The following is an 18986-nucleotide window of genomic DNA, read 5'->3' on the forward strand; positions in this document are numbered from 1 at the left end:
TGATATTTTTAGCTTGTTTAAGGGGATTTCGATAGTATTATTGGGCTTGGTGGCAGGGATAGTCATTTTATTTATCAGTTTTACTATTTGCACTACAAATCATTAAAAATAATGCAATTAATGTACTTTAACTAATCTCAAATCCTTACCTTTGCGGCTCAAAAATTCCCTGTTGTAATGAGTCATTCTGTTCAAATAAAAAACGCGCTGATTTCTGTTTATTACAAAGACAACCTCGAGCCTATAATTCATGAGTTGAACCGCCTTGGTGTGAAGATCTATTCTACCGGTGGTACCGAAACTTTTATACGCAACCTTGGTGTTGATGTAATTGCTGTTGAGGACCTTACGTCGTATCCGTCTATCCTTGGTGGCCGTGTAAAAACTCTGCACCCAAAGGTGTTTGGCGGTATTCTTGCCCGCAGAAGTTTTGATAGCGATGAACAGCAACTGGCTCAGTACGAGATTCCCGAAATTGACCTGGTAATTGTTGACCTTTATCCGTTTGAAGAAACGGTAAATTCGGGCGCAGGGCAGGAAGATATTATCGAGAAGATTGACATTGGCGGTATCTCCCTTATCCGCGCGGCAGCCAAAAACTTTAAGGATGTTGTTATCCTTGCTTCTAAAAATGATTACAGCGAACTGGAAGAGATCCTAAAAACACAGGAGGGCGCCACCACTATAGATCAGCGCCGCCGTTTCGCTCTAAAAGCATTCAATATCTCATCAAACTACGATACCCATATTTTTCAATACTTTGACCAAAGCGAGCCAATGCCTGTTTTTAAACAAAGCATCCAAAGCAGCCAGGTTTTACGTTACGGAGAGAACCCGCATCAAAAAGGTACTTTTTACGGTAACCTTGATGCTATGTTTAACAAACTGAACGGTAAAGAGCTGTCATACAACAACCTGGTTGATGTTGACGCTGCCGTTGCTTTAATAGATGAGTTTACCGAGCCCACCATCGCTATATTAAAACATACTAACGCTTGCGGTATTGCATCGCGCCAGCAAATTAAACAAGCCTGGATTGATGCTTTGGCTTGCGACCCAGTTTCGGCCTTTGGTGGTGTTATTATCGCTAATGATGAGATTGATGCCGCTACCGCGACAGAGATTGACAAGATCTTTTACGAGGTATTAATAGCACCGGCTTATACAGACGAAGCTGTTAAGGTGTTATCGGCTAAAAAGAACCGCATTGTATTGGTTCGCCAGCCGGTTGAGCTGCCGTTTAAGCAATTTAAAACCTTGCTGAACGGTGTTATAGAACAGGATAAAGACCTAACTGTTGAAGGCCCGGCACAAATGAATTCGGTTACCGATAAAAAAGCGACCGAGCATGAACTGCGCGACTTGCATTTTGCCAATAAAGTAGTTAAGCATACCAAATCTAATACTATCGTGTTCGCTAAAAACAATCAGTTAATGGCAAGCGGTGTGGGCCAAACATCAAGGGTAGATTCTTTGAAACAGGCTATCATCAAGGCCGAAGGTTTTGGTTTTGACCTGAAAGGCGCGGTGATGGCATCTGATGCTTTCTTCCCTTTTCCTGATTGTGTGGAGATAGCCGCCAATGCAGGTATCACGGCCGTTTTACAGCCGGGTGGTTCTATAAAAGACCAGGATTCGGTAAACATGTGTAACCAAAAAGGCATTGCCATGGTTACCACAGGTGTGCGTCACTTTAAACATTAATAGTGAATGGTTACTGGGAGAGTAGAGAGTGGTTGCTAAAATTGTTTTTAAATATAAAATTGACAAATACTCATTTAATTAACCAATAACTAACATATACGAATTATTAAAATTTTGAGTTATTAATTACTAATTTACACGAATACAGCGGCCGTGTTATTTGTCGCCAAAAATAGTTTTAATATCACACTCCAGCTTAAATAGAAATAACGCCAAATGGGTTTATTTAATTTTTTCACACAAGAGATAGCCATTGATTTGGGTACCGCAAATACCCTTATCATACATAATGATAAAGTTGTTGTTGATGAGCCATCTATTGTGGCCTTTGACCGTACAACAAACAAAGTAATTGCCATTGGCCGCCAGGCTATGCAAATGGAGGGCAAAACCCACGATAATATCCGTACCGTTCGCCCGCTTAAAGATGGTGTAATTGCCGACTTTAACGCTGCCGAGCTGATGATACGCGGGATGATCAAAATGATTAACCAGGGTAAAGGATGGTTTTTCCCATCATTACGTATGGTTATCTGTATCCCGTCGGGCATTACCGAGGTAGAGAAACGCGCGGTACGCGATAGCGCCGAAATTGCAGGTGCCAAAGAGGTTTACCTGATCTACGAACCAATGGCTGCTGCTGTAGGTATTGGTATCGACGTGGAAGAGCCTATGGGTAACATGATCATTGATATTGGTGGTGGTACTACCGAGATAGCGGTTATCGCTTTATCAGGTATCGTTTGTGACCAGTCTATTCGCGTAGCGGGAGATAACTTCGACTCTGATATTGTACAATACATTCGTCGCCAGCATAATATCATGATTGGTGACCGTACTGCCGAGAAAATTAAAATTGAAGTAGGTGCTGCTTTACCGGAACTTAGCGAACCACCTGCAGATTTCGCCGTACAAGGCCGTGATTTGATGACGGGCGTACCGAAACAGATCACCGTATCATACACCGAAATAGCGCACTGCCTTGATAAATCGATCTCGAAAATTGAGGAAGCGATCTTAAAAGCGTTAGAGATCACCCCACCTGAACTTTCTGCGGATATATACCAGACCGGTATTTACCTAACAGGCGGTGGCGCATTACTACGTGGACTTGATAAGCGTGTGGCTGCCAAAACAAAATTACCTGTACACGTAGCCGAAGATCCACTTCGCGCGGTAGTACGCGGTACAGGCACAGCCCTTAAAAATATAGGTAACTTTAAGTTTTTAATGCAATAGAGGATTAGTGAGTGGTGAATAGTTGATTAGAGAGTGGTTATGGCCGCTTTGAAAACCATTCACCACTTACTTAATCAACCACTCACCAACAGATGCGCAACCTCCTGATATTTATCACCAAGTACAACGCATTCTTCCTGTTCCTTATTTTTATGATAAGTTCGCTTATCATTTATATTAAGTACAACTCTTTCCAAAAGGCATCTTTCATCAACAGCACTAACCAGGTAACCGGCAATTTGTACGCTAAAGCGGATGAATTTAAGGGTTACTTAAGCCTCAAAGAAGTTAATGATAAGCTTGCCAAAGAGAATGCCGAATTACGGAACGAATTGTGTTCATCCAAATATGTTGATACCATATCTAAGCACCAGGTTACCGATTCGGTTTACAAACAGCAGTACGTTTACATTCCTGCGCAGGTTATCAGTAATTCGGTAAACAAGCGTAATAATTATTTGACTATCAGTCGCGGCAGTAAAGATGGCATAGCTAAAGGTATGGGTGTAACCTCTGCCGATGGGGTAGTGGGCAAGGTTGTTTTTGTGGGCGAGCATTTATCTATCGTACAATCATTGCTGCATAAAGATTCGCGCTTTAGTGCAATGCTGGCTACAAACAAAGCCATTGGCTATTTACAATGGGGCGAAGATATGGACCCGCACAAAGGTTTACTGGTAGATGTATCAAACAATGCCCAACCAAAAGTTGGCGAGTTGGTGGTTACGTCAGAGTTATCTTTATTCCCTGCGGGAATCCCAATTGGTAAGGTAAGTAAGCTAAACGCCAAAGGCGGCGGCTTTTTCCTGAACATGGAAGTTGCCCTTTCGGTTGATTTTGGCAAACTGGAATACGTAGACGTTGTAATTAATAAATTTGCCTTAGAGCAGACCACTTTAGAAGCACAGGAGAAAAAAGCCGATGAGTAGGATCCTGATCATAAATCTTATCCGTTTTGTAGTGCTGGTAGCGCTGCAGGTTTTCCTGCTGAAAAATATTTCGTTGTATAATCTTTCTACTCCATACCTGTACATCTTGTTCATACTGTTGCTGCCGTTCGAAACGCCAAACGTGGTGCTTTTCGCGCTGGCGTTTGTACTGGGTTTAACCATAGATTCTTTTTATGATACACCGGGCCTGCATGCTGCATCGTGTACTTTGCTGGCATTGGTTAGGATAATGTTCATCAGCATAACGGTACAAAAAGATGGGTTTGATAACGAGCCCGAGCCTACGCTGAGCATTATGGGTTTCAGGTGGTTTTTTACTTATGCGCTTATCCTCACTCTTTTTCACCATTTCTTTCTGTTCAACCTCGAAGTTTTTAGGTTTGATGAGATAGATTACACACTAAGCCGGTTTATATTCAGTTCAATATTTACAGTATTTTTGATGCTGGTTTCGGGCTTATTGTTTTTCAGAAAGAAAGAGCGTAAATAATGAATAGTTTTTTTGAGCGGAGGTACGTTATTGCCGGCATTTTTATCACATTGATACTGGTGCTGCTTGCCCGTTTGTTTTATATCCAGGTGGTAGATGACCGCTACGCTTTATACGCTAGCCAAAACGTTGTACGTAAATTTGTAAAGTACCCGGCCCGCGGCCCCATCCTTGACCGTACCGGCAAAATAATGGTGCAGAACGAACCCGTTTACGACATTACCGTTGTACCCAAACAAGTTAAAGAATTTGACACCGTTGAGTTTTGCAAGTTATTAGGCATTGACCGGGAAGGTTATGATAAGCGCATGATCAAGGCCCGCAAGTACTCGCCGTACCGCACTTCGGTTTTTGAGAAACAGGTAACGGTAGAGCAGTACGCCGCCTTCCAGGAACGCTTGTCGGAATTTCCCGGTTTTGATACTCAGCAACGCTCGCTACGTACCTATCCGGATACTGCCGCCGCGCAATTTCTTGGTTACATTGGTGAGGCCACGGATGCCATTATTAAAAGATCTAACGGGTACTACAGACCGGGTGATTATGTGGGCATTACCGGGGTAGAAAAATCATACGAAACGGTTTTGCGTGGGCAGCGCGGTGTAGAGAATATGATGGTAGATTCGCGCAACGTGCGCAAAGGCAAATATGCCAATGGTGCTTTCGATACATCGGCAGTAGCCGGCGAGCGTCTGATCTCGTCATTGGATATGACCATCCAAAAACTGGGCGAAAAGCTAATGACAAACAAGGTTGGCAGTATTGTAGCCATTGAGCCATCAACCGGCGAAATACTTTGCTTTGTAAGCAGCCCAACGTATGATCCTAATTTGCTTGTAGGCCGCCAGCGCGGAAACAATGCAGCCGCGTTATACAAAGACCCGTATAAGCCATTTTTTACAAGGCCGGTACAGGCTTATTATCCTCCGGGCTCTTCATTTAAGCCGCTAAGCGCTTTGATAGGTTTGCAGGAAGGAATTATTAAACCAACCGATACTTACAATTGCATAGGCTATTATATGGCCGGCAACCATAGGGTTAAATGTACGCACGTGCATGGCACGGTTAATTTGGCAGGTGCCATTGCCGGTTCTTGTAACGGATATTTTAATATGGTATTTGCCAAGGTGCTAAACGCGCAGGGGGGTAAAAATACCGATGCCAGTTACACCAGCTGGAAAGCCAATGTAAACAAGTTTGGTTTTGGTGAACGTTTAGGGGTTGATATCCCGAGCGAAGGCAAGGGACTTGTACCTACCGCTAATTATTATGATAAGATCTATCATCGCGGCGGCTGGCGTTCTACCACGGTAGCATCGTTAGCCATTGGCCAGGGAGAATTACTGGCCACACCGTTACAGTTGGCAAATATCGAGGCTACCATTGCTAACCATGGGTTTTACTATAAACCCCACCTCATAAAGGCCATAGGAGATAAGCAGGTAATTAAAAAGGAATATACAGTTAAAAATTATGTAGGTATTGATGCCCAGTATTTTGAACCTGTTATAAACGGGATGCAAAGTGTGGTTGATTATGGTACGGGGCAAGGCTCTAAAATACCGGGGATTGTGATGTGCGGTAAAACAGGTACGGCACAAAATCCGCATGGTAAAAACCACTCGTTATTTGTGGCATTTGCACCACGTGATAACCCTAAGATAGCCATAGCGGTTGTAGTAGAAAATTCCGGCGATGGCGGTACCTGGGCTGGGCCTATAGCCAGCTTTATTGTTGAACAATATTTAAAGGGAAGTATCTCCAAACGTCCGTCGGGCATTTATCCGGAGTATTACATCAAGAAAAACCTGTTGCCTGCCATCATCGTAAAACCTGTCGATAAGGCAAGAATTAAAGCTGATAGTATTAGAAAAGCCACTGCCGACTCTGTAAAAAAAGCTGCTATAGATTCTGTAAGCAAACTTAAATCGGCAAAAAATGCCCAACAGAATAAGTTAACCGCCTTGCTGCCAAAAAGGAGGGGCGATGAATAACCAACGGAGCTTCTTTTTTAACGTGGACTGGTTAACGGTGCTACTTTATTTGGCGCTGTGTACCATTGGCTGGTTCAACATCCACGCGGCGGTGTTCGATGAAAACCATCGGAGTATTTTTGATATGGATACCCAATACGGGAAGCAATTTATTTACATTATGTCGGCGCTGGTTATTGGTACGGTTATCCTTTTGCTGGAAAGCCGTTTCCTGTCGGCACTCGCGCCGGTGTTTTACGTCGTTACGGTGCTGCTACTTTTGGTTGTGCTTGTTGCGGGCCGTAATGTGGGCGGTAACCAGGCCTGGATTGATATGGGGGGCGGTTTTAGGCTGCAACCATCTGAGTTTGCCAAATTTGCCACCTGTTTACTGCTGGCGCGATACCTTAGCGCTACCAACGTAAAAGTAACCGATCCAAAATCGTTCCTGATAGCGGGCGGAATTATCTTCCTTCCCATGCTGCTCATCAAAATGCAGCCCGATGACGGGTCTACTTTGGTGTTTTGCTCCTTGATTTTGGTGCTTTACCGCGAGGGGTTATCGGTTTATTTCCTAATCATTATTGGTTTATTGGTGGCTTTGTTTATATCGGCATTATTGGTAAGTGTTTGGTATATCATCATCGCCATAATAATTATAGCAGCCCTGCTGCTGTTTATGTTTGGCCGCAACCGCAAGTTTGCCACCGGAGTTATCATCGGGTTGGTAGTAGCCATCGGTTTTGTGTTTGTAGCGAAGCCGCTATACCTGCATGGTTTAAAACCACACCAGCGCGTACGTATCGATGAGGTTTTGGGCCTGAGTAAAGATCTGCGTGGCGTGGGTTACAACCAAAACCAATCTAAAATTGCCATAGGGTCCGGCCGTGTATGGGGTAAGGGGTATCTGCAAGGCACCCAAACTAAATACGCCTTTGTACCCGAGCAAAGCACCGACTTTATATTCTGCACCGTAGGCGAGGAGTGGGGTTTTGCAGGCTCGGTTGTGGTGCTGGGTTTATACCTGTTCCTGCTGTTGCGTATTATTGTAATTGCCGAGCGACAGCGCGCGCCGTTCTCGCGTATCTATGGCTACGGGGTCGCATCCATTATCTTTTGCCACGTTATTATCAATATAGCGATGGCTATCGGTTATATGCCTGTGATCGGAATCCCGCTACCATTTATTAGTTACGGTGGATCTTCGTTATGGAGTTTTACCATCCTGCTATTCATCCTGCTCAAGCTGGATTCTAACCGAATGGGATTATCAACAGACAGGTTTTAATAACAAAGGAGGTATTGCCGAATTACGTGTAACGCCTTTTCAGCAACGCGTAAAACTTATCCATAGTAGCCTTTTTACCTTCCCAGTTGTTTTTGGTAACGTAGTTGGTTTTTAGGAAGCGGTCGGCCTCTTCAAAATTGGCGAAGCGGTTCACTATCTCAATGGCTTCACTATAGGCAAGGCTGTAGCCGTTAAAAAGGTCTTTCACAAAAAGTAGTTTATCATTCAGGCTGATGGCCGCTTTAATATCTTTTATCGGTGCTTCAACAGGCTCCAGGCTTGTAGCGACCTGGTTGCCCTTCAACTGTGCCGACATCCGCTCGTTAAACGAAAGCGGCTTGGTTTCCTTAACAGGTTCGGGAGTGGGTGCAGGAGCAGGAGCAGGTTCTTCTTCCTTAACTTTTAGTGCATTATCAATAACCGGCTCGGGGTTGGTTGGTACTATGTTGGGTTCTTGCGTTTCGTCGTCGGTATTGATGATCTCACCATCCAGGATGTTCTCCATGGTAACCGCATTGGTTTTTGACACTTCCTTTTTCTCGGGTAATACAACCGGGGCTTCATCTTCCTCATCCCGGTCATCAGTTTCATCCAGGATCAAATGATGCTTAATAATTTCCGGCTCCTCGCGTTCAAACGTGTAGCTGTCTTTACCGTTACCGCTGCTCAGGTCTACGTGCGGAGTTGGCTGTTTGTCCTCAACCGGGGTTATCTCTATTTGTAGAGGCTTTTGTTCAACAGGTTTTTCGGGTTTAAACAGTGTGCGTTCAATCACCGGCCTCGCCTGGTGCACAAGCGGTTCAAAATATTTAGGTTCGTAGGTGCTTGGCCTCTTTATTTCTACTATAACGGGCTTTACAGGTTCGGGCCTCAGTTCTGCAGGTTTTTGCAGGTCCAGCTTTTTTTCCTCCACGTGTGGTGGCAATGTATGCTGTAGCTGTGCCTTTTGCAGGTTCAGTTTCCTTAAAATTTCGGCGTGGTCTTTTAAAAAGTGGGTGTTGGCAACAAAAAGTTCAAGTTCAAGGTCGTTAAGGTTATCTACAGTGCTTTGCAGGTACTCATATTGCTCGTTAAGTTCTTTTATTATTGCGCCGGTCTTTTTAAATACTTCCTGCTGCTTCATGGCTTTAATGTTAGGAAATTGCTCACCAAAAATAGCATAAAATTCTGATATTAGCCCTTCACTAAAGTTTTGAGCGTTTGTACACCGAGGAAGTTTTTAAGAGGCGAAATGAGATTGGCGGGAGTTTGGAAGTGGTCTGTGGATCAATGTTTTCGGGTAAAACCGAAGAGTTGATCAGGCGGGTTAACCGCGCGCGGATAGCAAAAGTAAATGTGGAGATTTTTAGCCCGGTGGCCGATAAGCGCTACGATAAAAGTGCCCTTGTGTCGCATAACCTCAATTCTATCCCTTCTAAAGCAGTTACTAAAGCCGCCGAAATTTTGCCACTGGCAAGCCACATCCAAATGGTTGGGATTGACGAAGCCCAGTTTTTTGATGACGAGCTTCCTTCAGTTTGCCAAACCCTTGCCGATGCCGGGATCCGCGTAATTGTGGCCGGTTTAGATATGGATTTTAAGGGCCGGCCGTTTGGCACTATGCCCCAAATAATGGCCATGGCAGATTCTATTACCAAGCTGCATGCAGTATGCGTAAAATGTGGGCAACAGGCTATGTACTCGTACCGTTTGGTACCCAACGAAAGCCGGATCCTGTTAGGCGAGAAAGAAAGCTACGAAGCCCGCTGCCGCAATTGCTTTAATTTGGACGGGAGCATATAATTGTTTGTTACTTGGTGAGTTTACTCACCCCGACATCGATACGCTTGCCGACCCTCTCTACTTTTTAAGGAGAGTAAGAAATAAAGGGAACAATTTTTTTTTACCTCCCCCCCCTTCCGTGTAGCGAAAGGAAGTTGGTCGGGCGAAGCAATGACCGGGTGGGTAAACTCGTCGCCTTGCTAAAAATCATCCGTAATTAATGCCCCTAAACATCCCGCAAACACACTTTGTATAAATAAAATTACAATAGTCAAATAAACAATAACTTAATAATTAAGCTTATATTACCATATTAACAGATACAATATGAGCATTAGCTTACTTGCCTCTATACACTGCAAAAAAGATGCAGAGGGAGCGTTTGATACAGAGTTGAAGAAATTGGTAGAAGCATCTTTAAAGGAAGAAGGCTGCCTGGCCTACGAACTTTACCAGTATAAGGATGAGCCTACCAAATATGTTATAGAAGAGGAATGGGCAGATGAGGATGCATTAATCCGCCATATGGAAGCCCCTCACTACAAATACTTTGTACATATCTCCCCGGCGCTTTTAGAAACGCCTGCCGATGTGAAAATACTTACACGCTTAATTTAAGGCATTTTTGCTTGTATCAACATAAACAATAATTATAATTTACTGTTATAATTGAAAAGCAATATTGATTGAAGCTATGGCTAAGAGGATTTTAGTAATTGAAGATGATAAAGATATAAGGGACACGGTTACGCTCGCGCTGGAAATCGAGGGGTATGAAGTGATCTCTTCTGATAATTCCCGTATACTAAAATCGTTGGACCAACACAAGCCTGACCTGATCATGATAGACAACTGGCTAACCGAATGGAAAAGTGATGCAAACGGCCAGCAATTAAGCCGTGCGCTAAAATCAGATCCTAAAACAAAGCATATCCCCGTTATCATCGTATCGGCAGTAAGCAACATCGCCGAAATAGCCGAAGCCGGATTATCTGACGGATACCTCAAAAAACCATTTAACCTTGATGATTTATATGGGATAGTGAAGAAACATTTGTAGAAAGCTCCCTGGTCTCCGTTAGCTAAAGGCGGAGTTTTTGAAAATCATTATAAAATATTAAAAAGACCAATCTCATTTGAGATTGGCCTTTTGCATTCAAAATTCCCCTATAGGGGCTGGGGGCTTACAGCTTCACACCCAAACTAATGCTAAACGAGATACCATCGCCGAGCAAAATACCGGGGCCGGGATACATGTTTATCCGGCGGGTAAAGTATTTCTGATCGGTAAGGTTGTTGATGTTGAAATTAACGTGGTAGTTTCTCAGGAAACTATAGTTAAACGCCAGATTAGTCAATTTGTAGGCCGGTACCACTCCTGTTGCACCAGTTGGGTTAAACGCGGTGTTATTGGCATCGCTAAACTGCTTGCTTATAACTAAAAATTTCAAAAGTTGCGCTACTATCCGGTTTTTAAAGTATGTATAATAGTTGCAGGTTGGCGGCCAAAAATTAATAAATATTTAGTTATTTTACAGTTACAAACATAATTTTCATATCGGCCTTAACACCCTTTAAAGCCGGTTTTTATATATTTTTTTCTACTGATGCAAAGCAAAAAGCGAGTGCTGTTTTATTTAGTCGACGGCGCCCATAGTGAAGTTTTACCTGAACTGATAGAACAAGGGGAACTACCAAATATCAAACGGATCACAGACGAGGGTACCTACCGCAAGGCTACCACCTGTTTCCCATCTACCACCGGCCCTGCATACCTGCCATTTTTAACCGGGCATTTTCCTGGTACTATGGATATTACGGGCATTCGCTGGTTCGATAAAAAGGAATTTAAACGCTGCCGCCTTAACAAAATGGCCATGCGCAGCTATTGCGGCCCCGAAGCCGCCTGGTTCAATACCGATATGCCTGCCGATAAACCCACGCTGTTTGAGCTAATGGGCGAATCGTACAACTTGTACAACATGATAACCCGCAGCGTGCCCGATGAATATGACCTGGGTAAAAAAGGCAAGGGTTTGATGTACACCCGGGCACACTTTAAACTGCGCCACCACCCGGTAGATATTCAGGGCCATGCACGCATCATGGAAATGATCAACTCGGGTAAGGATTTTGATTTCCTGTTCGCGGTATTTCCGAGTGTTGATTGGGATTCGCATTATCACCACATCCGCGACCCTCGTACGGTTGAGGCTTATAAAATTGCCGACCGCAGCCTGGGCGAAGTACGTGCCAAATTAGAGGAGCAGGGCAAATGGGAAGATATCCTGTTCATCATGACATCAGACCACGGCCTTACGCCAACAACCAAACATCTTGACCTTGCCGACTGGATGACCGACCACGGGCTAAAATCTGTGTACTATCCGGTAATTTGGAAAAGCAACCCGAAATGCGCGGTGATGATATCAGGCAACTCGTTCGGTAGTATCCACTTCCTGAACCACGAGGGCGACCACGTGTTGCGCGAGCAGGGTATTTTGGAAGCTATGGGGGCCGGGCGTTTAGCTTTATTGCTTAAAGAACCTGCTGTTGATTTTGCCATTTACCGTGGCGATGAAGAGCAAACCTTCATTGTACATAATAAAGACGGCAAGGCGAAAATTTCTGTTAAAGATGATGTGTTTACCTATGAGCCGCAATCTGCCGATGTTTTAAAATACGGTGGTAAGATAGAAGCTACGGGTCACCGCGCCATCCTTGCCGCTACTTTTGATACCGATTACCCTGATGCTATATTCCAGATCTACCAATTGTTCCAAAGCCGCAGGGCGGGAGACATTGTGATAAGTGCTGCCTTAGGTTACGACCTGCGCGATTTTTGGGAGTACCCGGAACACAAAGGCTCACATGGTTCGTTACACAGGTACCACATCCATGTACCGATGATCTATAACCAAAAGGGTTGGGACGAAAAACCAATGCGTACTGCCGATTTGTTTGACAGCATCCTGAAATGGAAAGGCATCACCCCAAAAAGCTCCGAAGGCGAACCATTATTTTAATTATTACTGCCCCGTTATAAATGACACAAATAACCAAGCATACCGCAGAGCCCGAGAAGCAGGACGCGAAAAGCGTATTTAACAGAAAGGTGATCATCAAAGGTGCTTTTTGGTTTGCGCTGATCACGGTAGCTACTATCGCGGTGGTTTTCTTTTACAACAATACAGGCGATACATTAAAGGCCTTATCACACATATCCTATAAATACATTTTCATTTGTTTTGTAATGCTTTTTGTGGATCTGATGCTGGGCAGCTGGCGCAACCATATTTATATCCGTAAACTGGCGCCGGGTGTGTCGCACTGGGTAAGCTTTAAGGCTAACGTGGCTAATATGTTTATGGGCGCTGTAACACCTGCCCACGGTGGCGCAGGCCCCGCACAGATCTTTGTTTATACCAGCAACGGCGTAACTTTTATAGATTCGTTCGCGGTGACTTTGTTAAACCTGGGTGCTACGCTGATTTTTATGCCATTGGCAGGGTTTATAGCCATTATGTTGATGGATACCACCGAGGTTGGCAGTGTAGTGCCGGCGATGCTTAAATATGGGTTCAGCTTTTTCCTGCTTTTTCTGCTGGCATTTCTGCTGGCTTTTTGGAAACCGCTTTGGGTGGGTACCATCATTAAAAAAATAGCTAAGGGCCTTTCAAAGATCTTCCCTAAACGGAGAGAGAAACTGGAAAAATGGGCCGATAACACATTCCAAAGTATTAGTAAATATCAACAGACCTGTAGCGTAATCATCCGCAAACACCCATATTTATTCCCGTTAAGCTTGCTCATTACAACGGTATTATATCTTAACAAATACTGCCTGCAATGGGTATTATTGATGGGTTTAGGCCTTAGTGTTAATTTGGTACAGGTAATATCTATCCAGATATTGATCCAGTTTATGATTTATTTTGCGCCAACCCCGGGCGGTAGCGGTTTTGCCGAAGGTTTTATAGCTACCTTATTTGGTAAGATAGTACCCGCCGCCTTTATACCCGTTTTTACGCTGCTTCAACGGTCGTTCCTGTTGTTTTTTCCGGCGTTGATAGGTGCCTATGTAGTGCTTAACCTGCTACGCAAACAAACCATGAAGAAGGCTTAGGGTCAGTCGATTAAAATATTATTCTGTAAGTAAATATTTTTATTAATAGCAATAATATATATCTTTAATAATAAAATCTTATTCCCCTAATGAGAAAGTTATTACTGATGCTGTTGCTGTGCATTCCGGTTTTTGGATTTGCCCAAAATAAAACTGTTGACAGTTTAGAAAAGGTATTGGCAAGCGCCAAAGCGGATACCATCCGGTCGGACCTGTACTATAAAATAGCGCTCGAGCTACAGCGCATGGACCCCGTTCAGGCGGAAAAGATGATAGGTCAATCGATGGCTATCGCGCAGAAAACAAACTTCCAAAAAGGTATTGCCAATGTTTATTCCTTTAAATCAATTCAAAGCTCGTACAAGGGAGAGTTTGATTCGATGAAGGTTTATAGCGAGAAATGTATCGAGATAGCCAAAAAAGTAAATTTCCCCCTCGGGGTAGCCAAAGGCGAAAATGGCCTGGGTATATTTTACTGGCAAACAGGCAACTTTAGCGAAGCGATAAAAAACCACCTTTCAGCATTAGCCATTCGCGAAAAACTAAAAGACACGGTTGGTATAGCTACTTCATTAGGAAACTTGGCGCTGGTTTATTTTGATAATCAAAATTCCAAAGAAGCCGAGCGTAATGCGCTGCTAAGCGTAGAACTTGCCAAAAAAGTAAATAAAAGCAATATCGTTATCAGCAACCTGCAATTGCTGGCCAACGTTTACGGGCAGGACGGTAAGTTTGATAAAGCCCTTGCCCGCGATGCGGAAGCTTTTATACTTTGCAAGCAGCATAATGATATGCGCGGCTTGTCACAGGTATATTCTAACATGGCTAATTGCTACACGGCCATGAAGCAATACGACAAAGGTCTAAAGTATCAATTAGAGGTACTAAAGATAGATGAGTTTTTTGGTGATAAAAAGAACATCAGCGATACCTACATGAACATCAGCGCTGCTTATGCCGATCAAAAGGAATTTAAACCCGCGCTCGACTGGATGCTGAAAGGCCTTAAATACGCCCGGGAAAGTAAATATAAGCAAGGCGAAAAGCAGGGCTGGGGTGCGCTTAGCAATATTTATGAGCAATTGGGCGATTATAAAAATGGCCTTGCCGCTCATCAGAAGTACCAGTCGATGAGTGTTGACCTCATCAACGAGAAAAGCAACCAGCAGATAGCACTGATGCAAACCCAATTTGATACCGAAAAGAAGGAACAAAAAATAACCTTGCTAAATAAAGAGAACACCATTCAAAAGTTATCCATTAGTAAACAAGCAACTACCATTGCTATAATTATAGGCTTGCTGATAGTTGCTTTAGTAGTAGCAGGGCTTGTATACAATCGCAATAAGTTAAAGCAAAAAGCACAGCTGCAAGCCCAAATGTTACAGCACCAGGACACGCTTACCAAAGCCGTGATAGATGCGGAGGAACACGAGCGCAAACGTATTGGTGCCGATTTGCACGATGGCGTGGGGCAGCTGTTCTCCGCAGTAAAAATGAACCTGAACGGCTTGTTCGAAAGAATAAATTTACAGCGTGATGAGGACAGGTTTTTGGCCGAAAATACGTTGGCACTGGTTGACGAAAGCTGTAAGGAAGTGCGTATGATATCGCACCAAATGATGCCTAGCAGCCTGCTTAAATCAGGCATTGCTTCCGACCTGAAAAAGTTTATAGAAAAGATAGACGCCGACAGCCTCAAAATAAAACTGGAAACTACAGGGTTTAAAGACCAATTGGAAAGCAATGTGGAAACCATGCTTTACCGCATCATCCAGGAAACCATCAACAACGTTATTAAACATGCCAATGCCACCCAACTGGACATTACTTTAAAACGGTATGATAATGAAATAACGGCAGTAATAAAAGATAACGGTGTAGGTTTTGATACCACAAAAGCAGGAAGCTTTGAAGGCATCGGGTTAAAAAATATCTTAACCCGTATCGAATATTTGCGTGGAACCATAGATTGCCAATCCGCACTGGGCATGGGTACAACCGTTACCGTTAACGTACCCGCCTGAGTATTACAAAACCATTACTTGCTTGTTTAAAAAATATTTACAAATATGGCAGGCAAAAAAATAAAGGCGATAATAGCAGGTGCTACCGGCATGGTAGGCGAGGGCGTAATGCTGCAATGCTTACAAAACCCGGATGTGGAAGCGGTGCTCATTATCAACCGTAAACCATCTGGCTACAAACACCCAAAACTAACCGAGATAGTCCATACCGATTTTTATAATTTGATGCCCATTGAAGACCAGTTGATGGGTTATGATGCCTGCTACTTTTGCCTCGGCATCTCGTCAGTATGATTAAGTAAGGACGATTACTTTAAAACCACATATATGCTTACGCTTGGTGTTGCCCAAACGCTGGCAGCGCTAAACCCGGACATGACCTTCTGCTATGTATCCGGCGCGGGTACTGATAGTAATGAAAAAGGCACCGGCTGGGCAGCCGTGAAAGACAAAACAGAGAACGACCTGATGAAACTGCCCTTTAAGCAGGTTTTTGCCTTTAGGCCGGGCTTTATAAAACCTATATCAGGCCAAACCCGGGTAAATATGCTTTTTAAATTTATTGCTTTGATGTATCCAATAGGTAGGACAATGTTCCCTGGAAGTTTTGCACAAGTTAAGGAGATAGGAGAAGCGATGATAAAGGTTACGCAGGATGGTTATTGCGCCCAAGTTATTGAAGATGAGGATATTATATCCCTTAGCAAAACAGCTTAAAATTAATAGTACTATATTTGAAAAGACCCCCGCAATTATTGCGGGGGTCTTTTTGTTTAAACCGATAGGTGAAAAACAACCTAATTTAAGGGTTTTTACACCCTGTGAAAATTATTACGCTCGCTGTAGTTTTACATCGTTAATATAAGAACACCTAAACCTTATTAGTTAATACAATTAAGTGCTGCATGCGGGAAATCGGGGGATGACCGTGCGTGGTACTTTTTTGTTTTTTTAGCTTTTTGCTATCAAAACGCGCTTTGTTCAAAAATTAGTCGACATAGTAAGTTAAAACAATTATTTTGGGCGGATGGTTCTATTTTGCGTTACCCCAGATAAATGAAAGTACTGCTTGTAGAAGATGAACCGGGCTTGGTATCGGTAATTGTGCGTGGCCTAACCGACGCCGGTATGGAGGTAAGCGTAGCCGCCGATGGCATTATGGGGTTGGAGATGGCGCAGGCGCATAAATTTGATATTATTTTGCTGGATATTATGCTGCCGGTTATGAACGGTATCCAGGTTTGTAAAGAGATTCGCAAACGTGACGATGGAATTGCCATACTGATGCTGACCGCTCTGAACAGTACAGAAAATATTGTAACCGGCTTAAACAGCGGTGCCGACGATTACCTTGCCAAACCTTTTAAATTTGCCGAGCTGGAGGCCCGAATCCGCACGCTTGTACGCCGTAGCAAGGCTGGTAACGCACCTAAAAATGTAATTACCGTTGCAAATTTGGAGATAGATACTGTATCTAAAACCGCTAAACGTGCGGGCAAAGCCATATCGCTTACCGCTACTGAATATCACCTGTTAGAGTATTTCGCTAAAAACCAAAATATGGTGTTGTCGCGAATCCAGATCCTGGAGAATGTTTGGGATATTGATTTTAACATGGGCACCAATGTGGTTGACGTATACGTAAACTACCTGCGTAAAAAGGTAGATACCGGCTACGATGCCAAACTGATCCACACCGTATTTGGAATGGGCTATATTTTTAAGGAAGAGGTGAATGAAGCTTCAAACTAAAATAACCTTGCTGTTTGTAGTAATATCTACTATTGGTTTGGTGTTGCTCAACGCGTCTATATTTTACTTTGTTTCCGAATTTAACTTCGAGGATTTTTTTAAACGCCTCGAAGCCCGCGTAAACCTTGCCGCCGAAACAAACATCCACCCGGATAAAGAATCGGTAGCCTATAAGCAGGTACGTACCCGGTATCTCGAAAAATTAGCGAACGAGCAGGAATATATAATAAAAATTGATACTACTAAATCGCCTGCTTATACAAAAATAATAGACCTGCCCGACGAATTTTATCAAAATATCCTGGCAAAAAAGAAAGAGCGTTATACCGAGGAAAATCATTTTTATGCCGGGGGATTGTTTATTGTGCATGGAGAAAAGTACATTGTTATTGTAACCGCTAATGACCCATACGGCTTTAAGGAATTGGAACAACTGAAACGGGTGCTGCTTATTATTTTCGTAGTGTCCATCATCATGACGTATGTAGCCGGTAAGATCTTTTCCTATTATACGTTACAGCCGGTTCGCAATATCATTAAAAGTGTAAAAAACATAAGCGCCAATAACCTGCACATGCGGCTGGATGATGTAAAAGGCAAGGATGAAATTGCCGAACTGGTAATTACCTTTAATAATATGCTTACCCGGCTGGAAACCGCCTTTGAAACGCAGAACAACTTTGTAAGCAATGCATCGCACGAGTTACGTACCCCTCTTGCCATCATCAGCGGCGAAACGCAATTGCTTTTAATGGGCAACAAAGTGACCGAAGACGGCAGGGAGGCTGTCAATACTATTTTGGCCCAAGCCGAAAAACTTGGACATATTTTGGCAAGTCTGCTTGGCCTGGCGCAAACAGGTTTTGATGGTAAAAAACAAAACTGGACAAAAATACGGGTAGATGAATTGGTAATGGACGTTGCCGATTCGGTGAAAAAGATAGACCGCAACAGTGTTATCGACCTGGATTTTTCGGCCCTGCCTGATGATGAAAATTTGCTTTATACCGAGGGCAACGTTAACCTGCTGCAACTGGCTATAAGTAATATTGTGCTCAATGCCTGCAAATATTCTAACAACTGCCCGGTGAACGTACAGGTTACCGCGCAGGATGGCCGCATCATTATCAAAGTAAGCGATAAAGGTATTGGCATCCCCGAACAGGAGCAGCAACACATCTTCGAGCCGTTCTTTCGGGCATCAAATACAGGAGAGTTTAAGGGGCATGGCATAGGCCTGCCGTTAACACTGAATATCATTCGCCTACATAAAGGCACTATCGGCATCCGCTCGGAAGAACAGGTGGGGACGGAGATCCAAATCATACTGCCGGTGGCTTCTTAGTTCCCTTCTTGAGGGGGCCTATGGGTGTGTCTCTACGCGCGAACTTGGATTGGTATATCCTTTCCATACGCAGAACACACCCCTGCCACACACAGCCATCCGCGCCCCTCTCAAGAGGGGATTTAAAGCACAAAGCCAAAAACATAGCAAAGTATTTCTAATAACTTTCTAATAAGTTATCCCTGTATCTTATATAACAACATTCATTTGCATTTTATGTATTGATAGTCAGTGTTTTATGTTGACAAAAAAACCCGCATTCTAATAAACTTCTAATAGGGCTCTTAATTCATTTTAATGGGTGCGAGGTAGTATTGTAATAAGCAAATAA

General features: G+C 43.5%; 18 protein-coding genes. 16 read left to right on the forward strand and 2 right to left on the reverse strand.

What is annotated here, in order from left to right; all coding sequences use genetic code 11:
- The first annotated feature begins 177 nt into the window (after positions 1-177).
- From purH to rodA, 6 genes are all read left to right on the forward strand, one after another.
- Positions 178-1704 (forward strand): bifunctional phosphoribosylaminoimidazolecarboxamide formyltransferase/IMP cyclohydrolase, encoded by a 1527-nt coding sequence (gene purH / locus NAF17_RS01065; protein WP_252756125.1) that lies wholly within the window; start codon positions 178-180, stop codon positions 1702-1704.
- Positions 1705-1920: 216 nt separating this feature from the next.
- Entirely contained in the window at positions 1921-2943 is a 1023-nt protein-coding gene (locus NAF17_RS01070) for a rod shape-determining protein (RefSeq protein WP_067054626.1), read from the forward strand.
- A gap of 92 nt (positions 2944-3035) precedes the next feature.
- A complete protein-coding gene (mreC, locus tag NAF17_RS01075) occupies positions 3036-3872 on the forward strand; it encodes a rod shape-determining protein MreC (RefSeq protein WP_252756126.1) in 837 nt (278 codons plus the stop codon).
- Complete coding sequence (mreD, locus tag NAF17_RS01080; RefSeq protein ID WP_252756127.1) at positions 3865-4383, forward strand: rod shape-determining protein MreD; 519 nt, start codon at positions 3865-3867, stop codon at positions 4381-4383. Before mreC ends, mreD begins: the two co-directional genes overlap by 8 nt.
- Positions 4383-6377: a penicillin-binding protein 2 gene (gene mrdA / locus NAF17_RS01085; protein WP_252756128.1), complete on the forward strand. Its 1995-nt coding sequence runs from the start codon at positions 4383-4385 to the stop codon at positions 6375-6377. Before mreD ends, mrdA begins: the two co-directional genes overlap by 1 nt.
- Positions 6370-7644, forward strand: coding sequence for a rod shape-determining protein RodA (gene rodA, locus NAF17_RS01090; RefSeq protein ID WP_252756129.1), 1275 nt, complete (start codon positions 6370-6372; stop codon positions 7642-7644). The genes mrdA and rodA overlap by 8 nt, the downstream gene beginning before the upstream one ends.
- A gap of 22 nt (positions 7645-7666) precedes the next feature.
- Here the strand turns inward: rodA and NAF17_RS01095 are convergent, their stop codons facing one another.
- Positions 7667-8767, reverse strand: coding sequence for a DUF8457 domain-containing protein (locus tag NAF17_RS01095; RefSeq protein ID WP_252756130.1), 1101 nt, complete (start codon positions 8765-8767; stop codon positions 7667-7669).
- A gap of 77 nt (positions 8768-8844) precedes the next feature.
- On the opposite strand from NAF17_RS01095, the gene NAF17_RS01100 reads away from it, so the two are divergent.
- The 3 genes from NAF17_RS01100 to NAF17_RS01110 all read left to right on the forward strand — a co-directional run bounded on the left by NAF17_RS01100 (position 8845) and on the right by NAF17_RS01110 (position 10465).
- The gene (locus NAF17_RS01100; RefSeq protein ID WP_256474402.1) at positions 8845-9426 is read left to right on the forward strand and encodes a thymidine kinase; all 582 of its coding nucleotides are present in this window, start codon (positions 8845-8847) and stop codon (positions 9424-9426) included.
- 306 nt (positions 9427-9732) lie between these two features.
- Positions 9733-10023, forward strand: a complete 291-nt coding sequence (locus NAF17_RS01105) for a putative quinol monooxygenase (protein WP_252756131.1) — start codon at positions 9733-9735, stop codon at positions 10021-10023.
- Positions 10024-10099: 76 nt separating this feature from the next.
- Complete coding sequence (locus tag NAF17_RS01110; protein ID WP_252756132.1) at positions 10100-10465, forward strand: response regulator; 366 nt, start codon at positions 10100-10102, stop codon at positions 10463-10465.
- 124 nt (positions 10466-10589) lie between these two features.
- Here NAF17_RS01110 and NAF17_RS01115 read toward each other — a convergent pair whose 3' ends face one another.
- Positions 10590-10856, reverse strand: coding sequence for a TonB-dependent receptor (locus NAF17_RS01115; protein WP_252756133.1), 267 nt, complete (start codon positions 10854-10856; stop codon positions 10590-10592).
- A 156-nt stretch (positions 10857-11012) separates the two neighbouring features.
- Between NAF17_RS01115 and NAF17_RS01120 the strand changes: the two genes are divergently transcribed.
- The 7 genes from NAF17_RS01120 (at position 11013) to NAF17_RS01150 (ending at position 18655) form a co-directional block, all read left to right on the forward strand.
- A complete protein-coding gene (locus NAF17_RS01120; RefSeq protein WP_252756134.1) occupies positions 11013-12431 on the forward strand; it encodes an alkaline phosphatase family protein in 1419 nt (472 codons plus the stop codon).
- Between the two features lie 20 nt (positions 12432-12451).
- Positions 12452-13531 (forward strand): lysylphosphatidylglycerol synthase transmembrane domain-containing protein, encoded by a 1080-nt coding sequence (locus NAF17_RS01125; protein ID WP_252756135.1) that lies wholly within the window; start codon positions 12452-12454, stop codon positions 13529-13531.
- 89 nt (positions 13532-13620) lie between these two features.
- The gene (locus NAF17_RS01130) at positions 13621-15558 is read left to right on the forward strand and encodes a tetratricopeptide repeat-containing sensor histidine kinase (protein ID WP_252756136.1); all 1938 of its coding nucleotides are present in this window, start codon (positions 13621-13623) and stop codon (positions 15556-15558) included.
- Positions 15559-15603: 45 nt separating this feature from the next.
- The gene (locus NAF17_RS01135) at positions 15604-15852 is read left to right on the forward strand and encodes a Rossmann-fold NAD(P)-binding domain-containing protein (protein ID WP_252756137.1); all 249 of its coding nucleotides are present in this window, start codon (positions 15604-15606) and stop codon (positions 15850-15852) included.
- A gap of 33 nt (positions 15853-15885) precedes the next feature.
- Positions 15886-16275, forward strand: coding sequence for a Rossmann-fold NAD(P)-binding domain-containing protein (locus tag NAF17_RS01140; protein ID WP_252756138.1), 390 nt, complete (start codon positions 15886-15888; stop codon positions 16273-16275).
- Between the two features lie 339 nt (positions 16276-16614).
- On the forward strand, positions 16615-17310 hold the full coding sequence (locus NAF17_RS01145) for a response regulator transcription factor (RefSeq protein WP_252756139.1): 696 nt from the start codon (positions 16615-16617) through the stop codon (positions 17308-17310).
- Positions 17294-18655 (forward strand): sensor histidine kinase, encoded by a 1362-nt coding sequence (locus tag NAF17_RS01150; protein ID WP_252756140.1) that lies wholly within the window; start codon positions 17294-17296, stop codon positions 18653-18655. The genes NAF17_RS01145 and NAF17_RS01150 overlap by 17 nt, the downstream gene beginning before the upstream one ends.
- Positions 18656-18986: the final 331 nt, after the last annotated feature.

The organism is Mucilaginibacter aurantiaciroseus, from assembly GCF_024055595.1.
GTDB classification, from domain to species: domain Bacteria; phylum Bacteroidota; class Bacteroidia; order Sphingobacteriales; family Sphingobacteriaceae; genus Mucilaginibacter; species Mucilaginibacter aurantiaciroseus.

What these genes read in the sequence shown, in the direction of transcription:
- NAF17_RS01125 (WP_252756135.1), top strand. Translation starts at nt 12,452, where the DNA reads ATGACACAAATAACCAAGCATACCGCAGAGCCCGAGAAGCAGGACGCG.
- NAF17_RS01095 (WP_252756130.1), bottom strand. Translation starts at nt 8,767, where the DNA reads ATGAAGCAGCAGGAAGTATTTAAAAAGACCGGCGCAATAATAAAAGAA.
- NAF17_RS01120 (WP_252756134.1), top strand. Translation starts at nt 11,013, where the DNA reads ATGCAAAGCAAAAAGCGAGTGCTGTTTTATTTAGTCGACGGCGCCCAT.
- NAF17_RS01140 (WP_252756138.1), top strand. Translation starts at nt 15,886, where the DNA reads ATGCTTACGCTTGGTGTTGCCCAAACGCTGGCAGCGCTAAACCCGGAC.
- NAF17_RS01070 (WP_067054626.1), top strand. Translation starts at nt 1,921, where the DNA reads ATGGGTTTATTTAATTTTTTCACACAAGAGATAGCCATTGATTTGGGT.
- rodA (WP_252756129.1), top strand. Translation starts at nt 6,370, where the DNA reads ATGAATAACCAACGGAGCTTCTTTTTTAACGTGGACTGGTTAACGGTG.
- NAF17_RS01130 (WP_252756136.1), top strand. Translation starts at nt 13,621, where the DNA reads ATGAGAAAGTTATTACTGATGCTGTTGCTGTGCATTCCGGTTTTTGGA.
- NAF17_RS01105 (WP_252756131.1), top strand. Translation starts at nt 9,733, where the DNA reads ATGAGCATTAGCTTACTTGCCTCTATACACTGCAAAAAAGATGCAGAG.
- mrdA (WP_252756128.1), top strand. Translation starts at nt 4,383, where the DNA reads ATGAATAGTTTTTTTGAGCGGAGGTACGTTATTGCCGGCATTTTTATC.
- mreD (WP_252756127.1), top strand. Translation starts at nt 3,865, where the DNA reads ATGAGTAGGATCCTGATCATAAATCTTATCCGTTTTGTAGTGCTGGTA.
- NAF17_RS01150 (WP_252756140.1), top strand. Translation starts at nt 17,294, where the DNA reads ATGAAGCTTCAAACTAAAATAACCTTGCTGTTTGTAGTAATATCTACT.
- purH (WP_252756125.1), top strand. Translation starts at nt 178, where the DNA reads ATGAGTCATTCTGTTCAAATAAAAAACGCGCTGATTTCTGTTTATTAC.
- NAF17_RS01145 (WP_252756139.1), top strand. Translation starts at nt 16,615, where the DNA reads ATGAAAGTACTGCTTGTAGAAGATGAACCGGGCTTGGTATCGGTAATT.
- NAF17_RS01110 (WP_252756132.1), top strand. Translation starts at nt 10,100, where the DNA reads ATGGCTAAGAGGATTTTAGTAATTGAAGATGATAAAGATATAAGGGAC.
- mreC (WP_252756126.1), top strand. Translation starts at nt 3,036, where the DNA reads ATGCGCAACCTCCTGATATTTATCACCAAGTACAACGCATTCTTCCTG.
- NAF17_RS01135 (WP_252756137.1), top strand. Translation starts at nt 15,604, where the DNA reads ATGGCAGGCAAAAAAATAAAGGCGATAATAGCAGGTGCTACCGGCATG.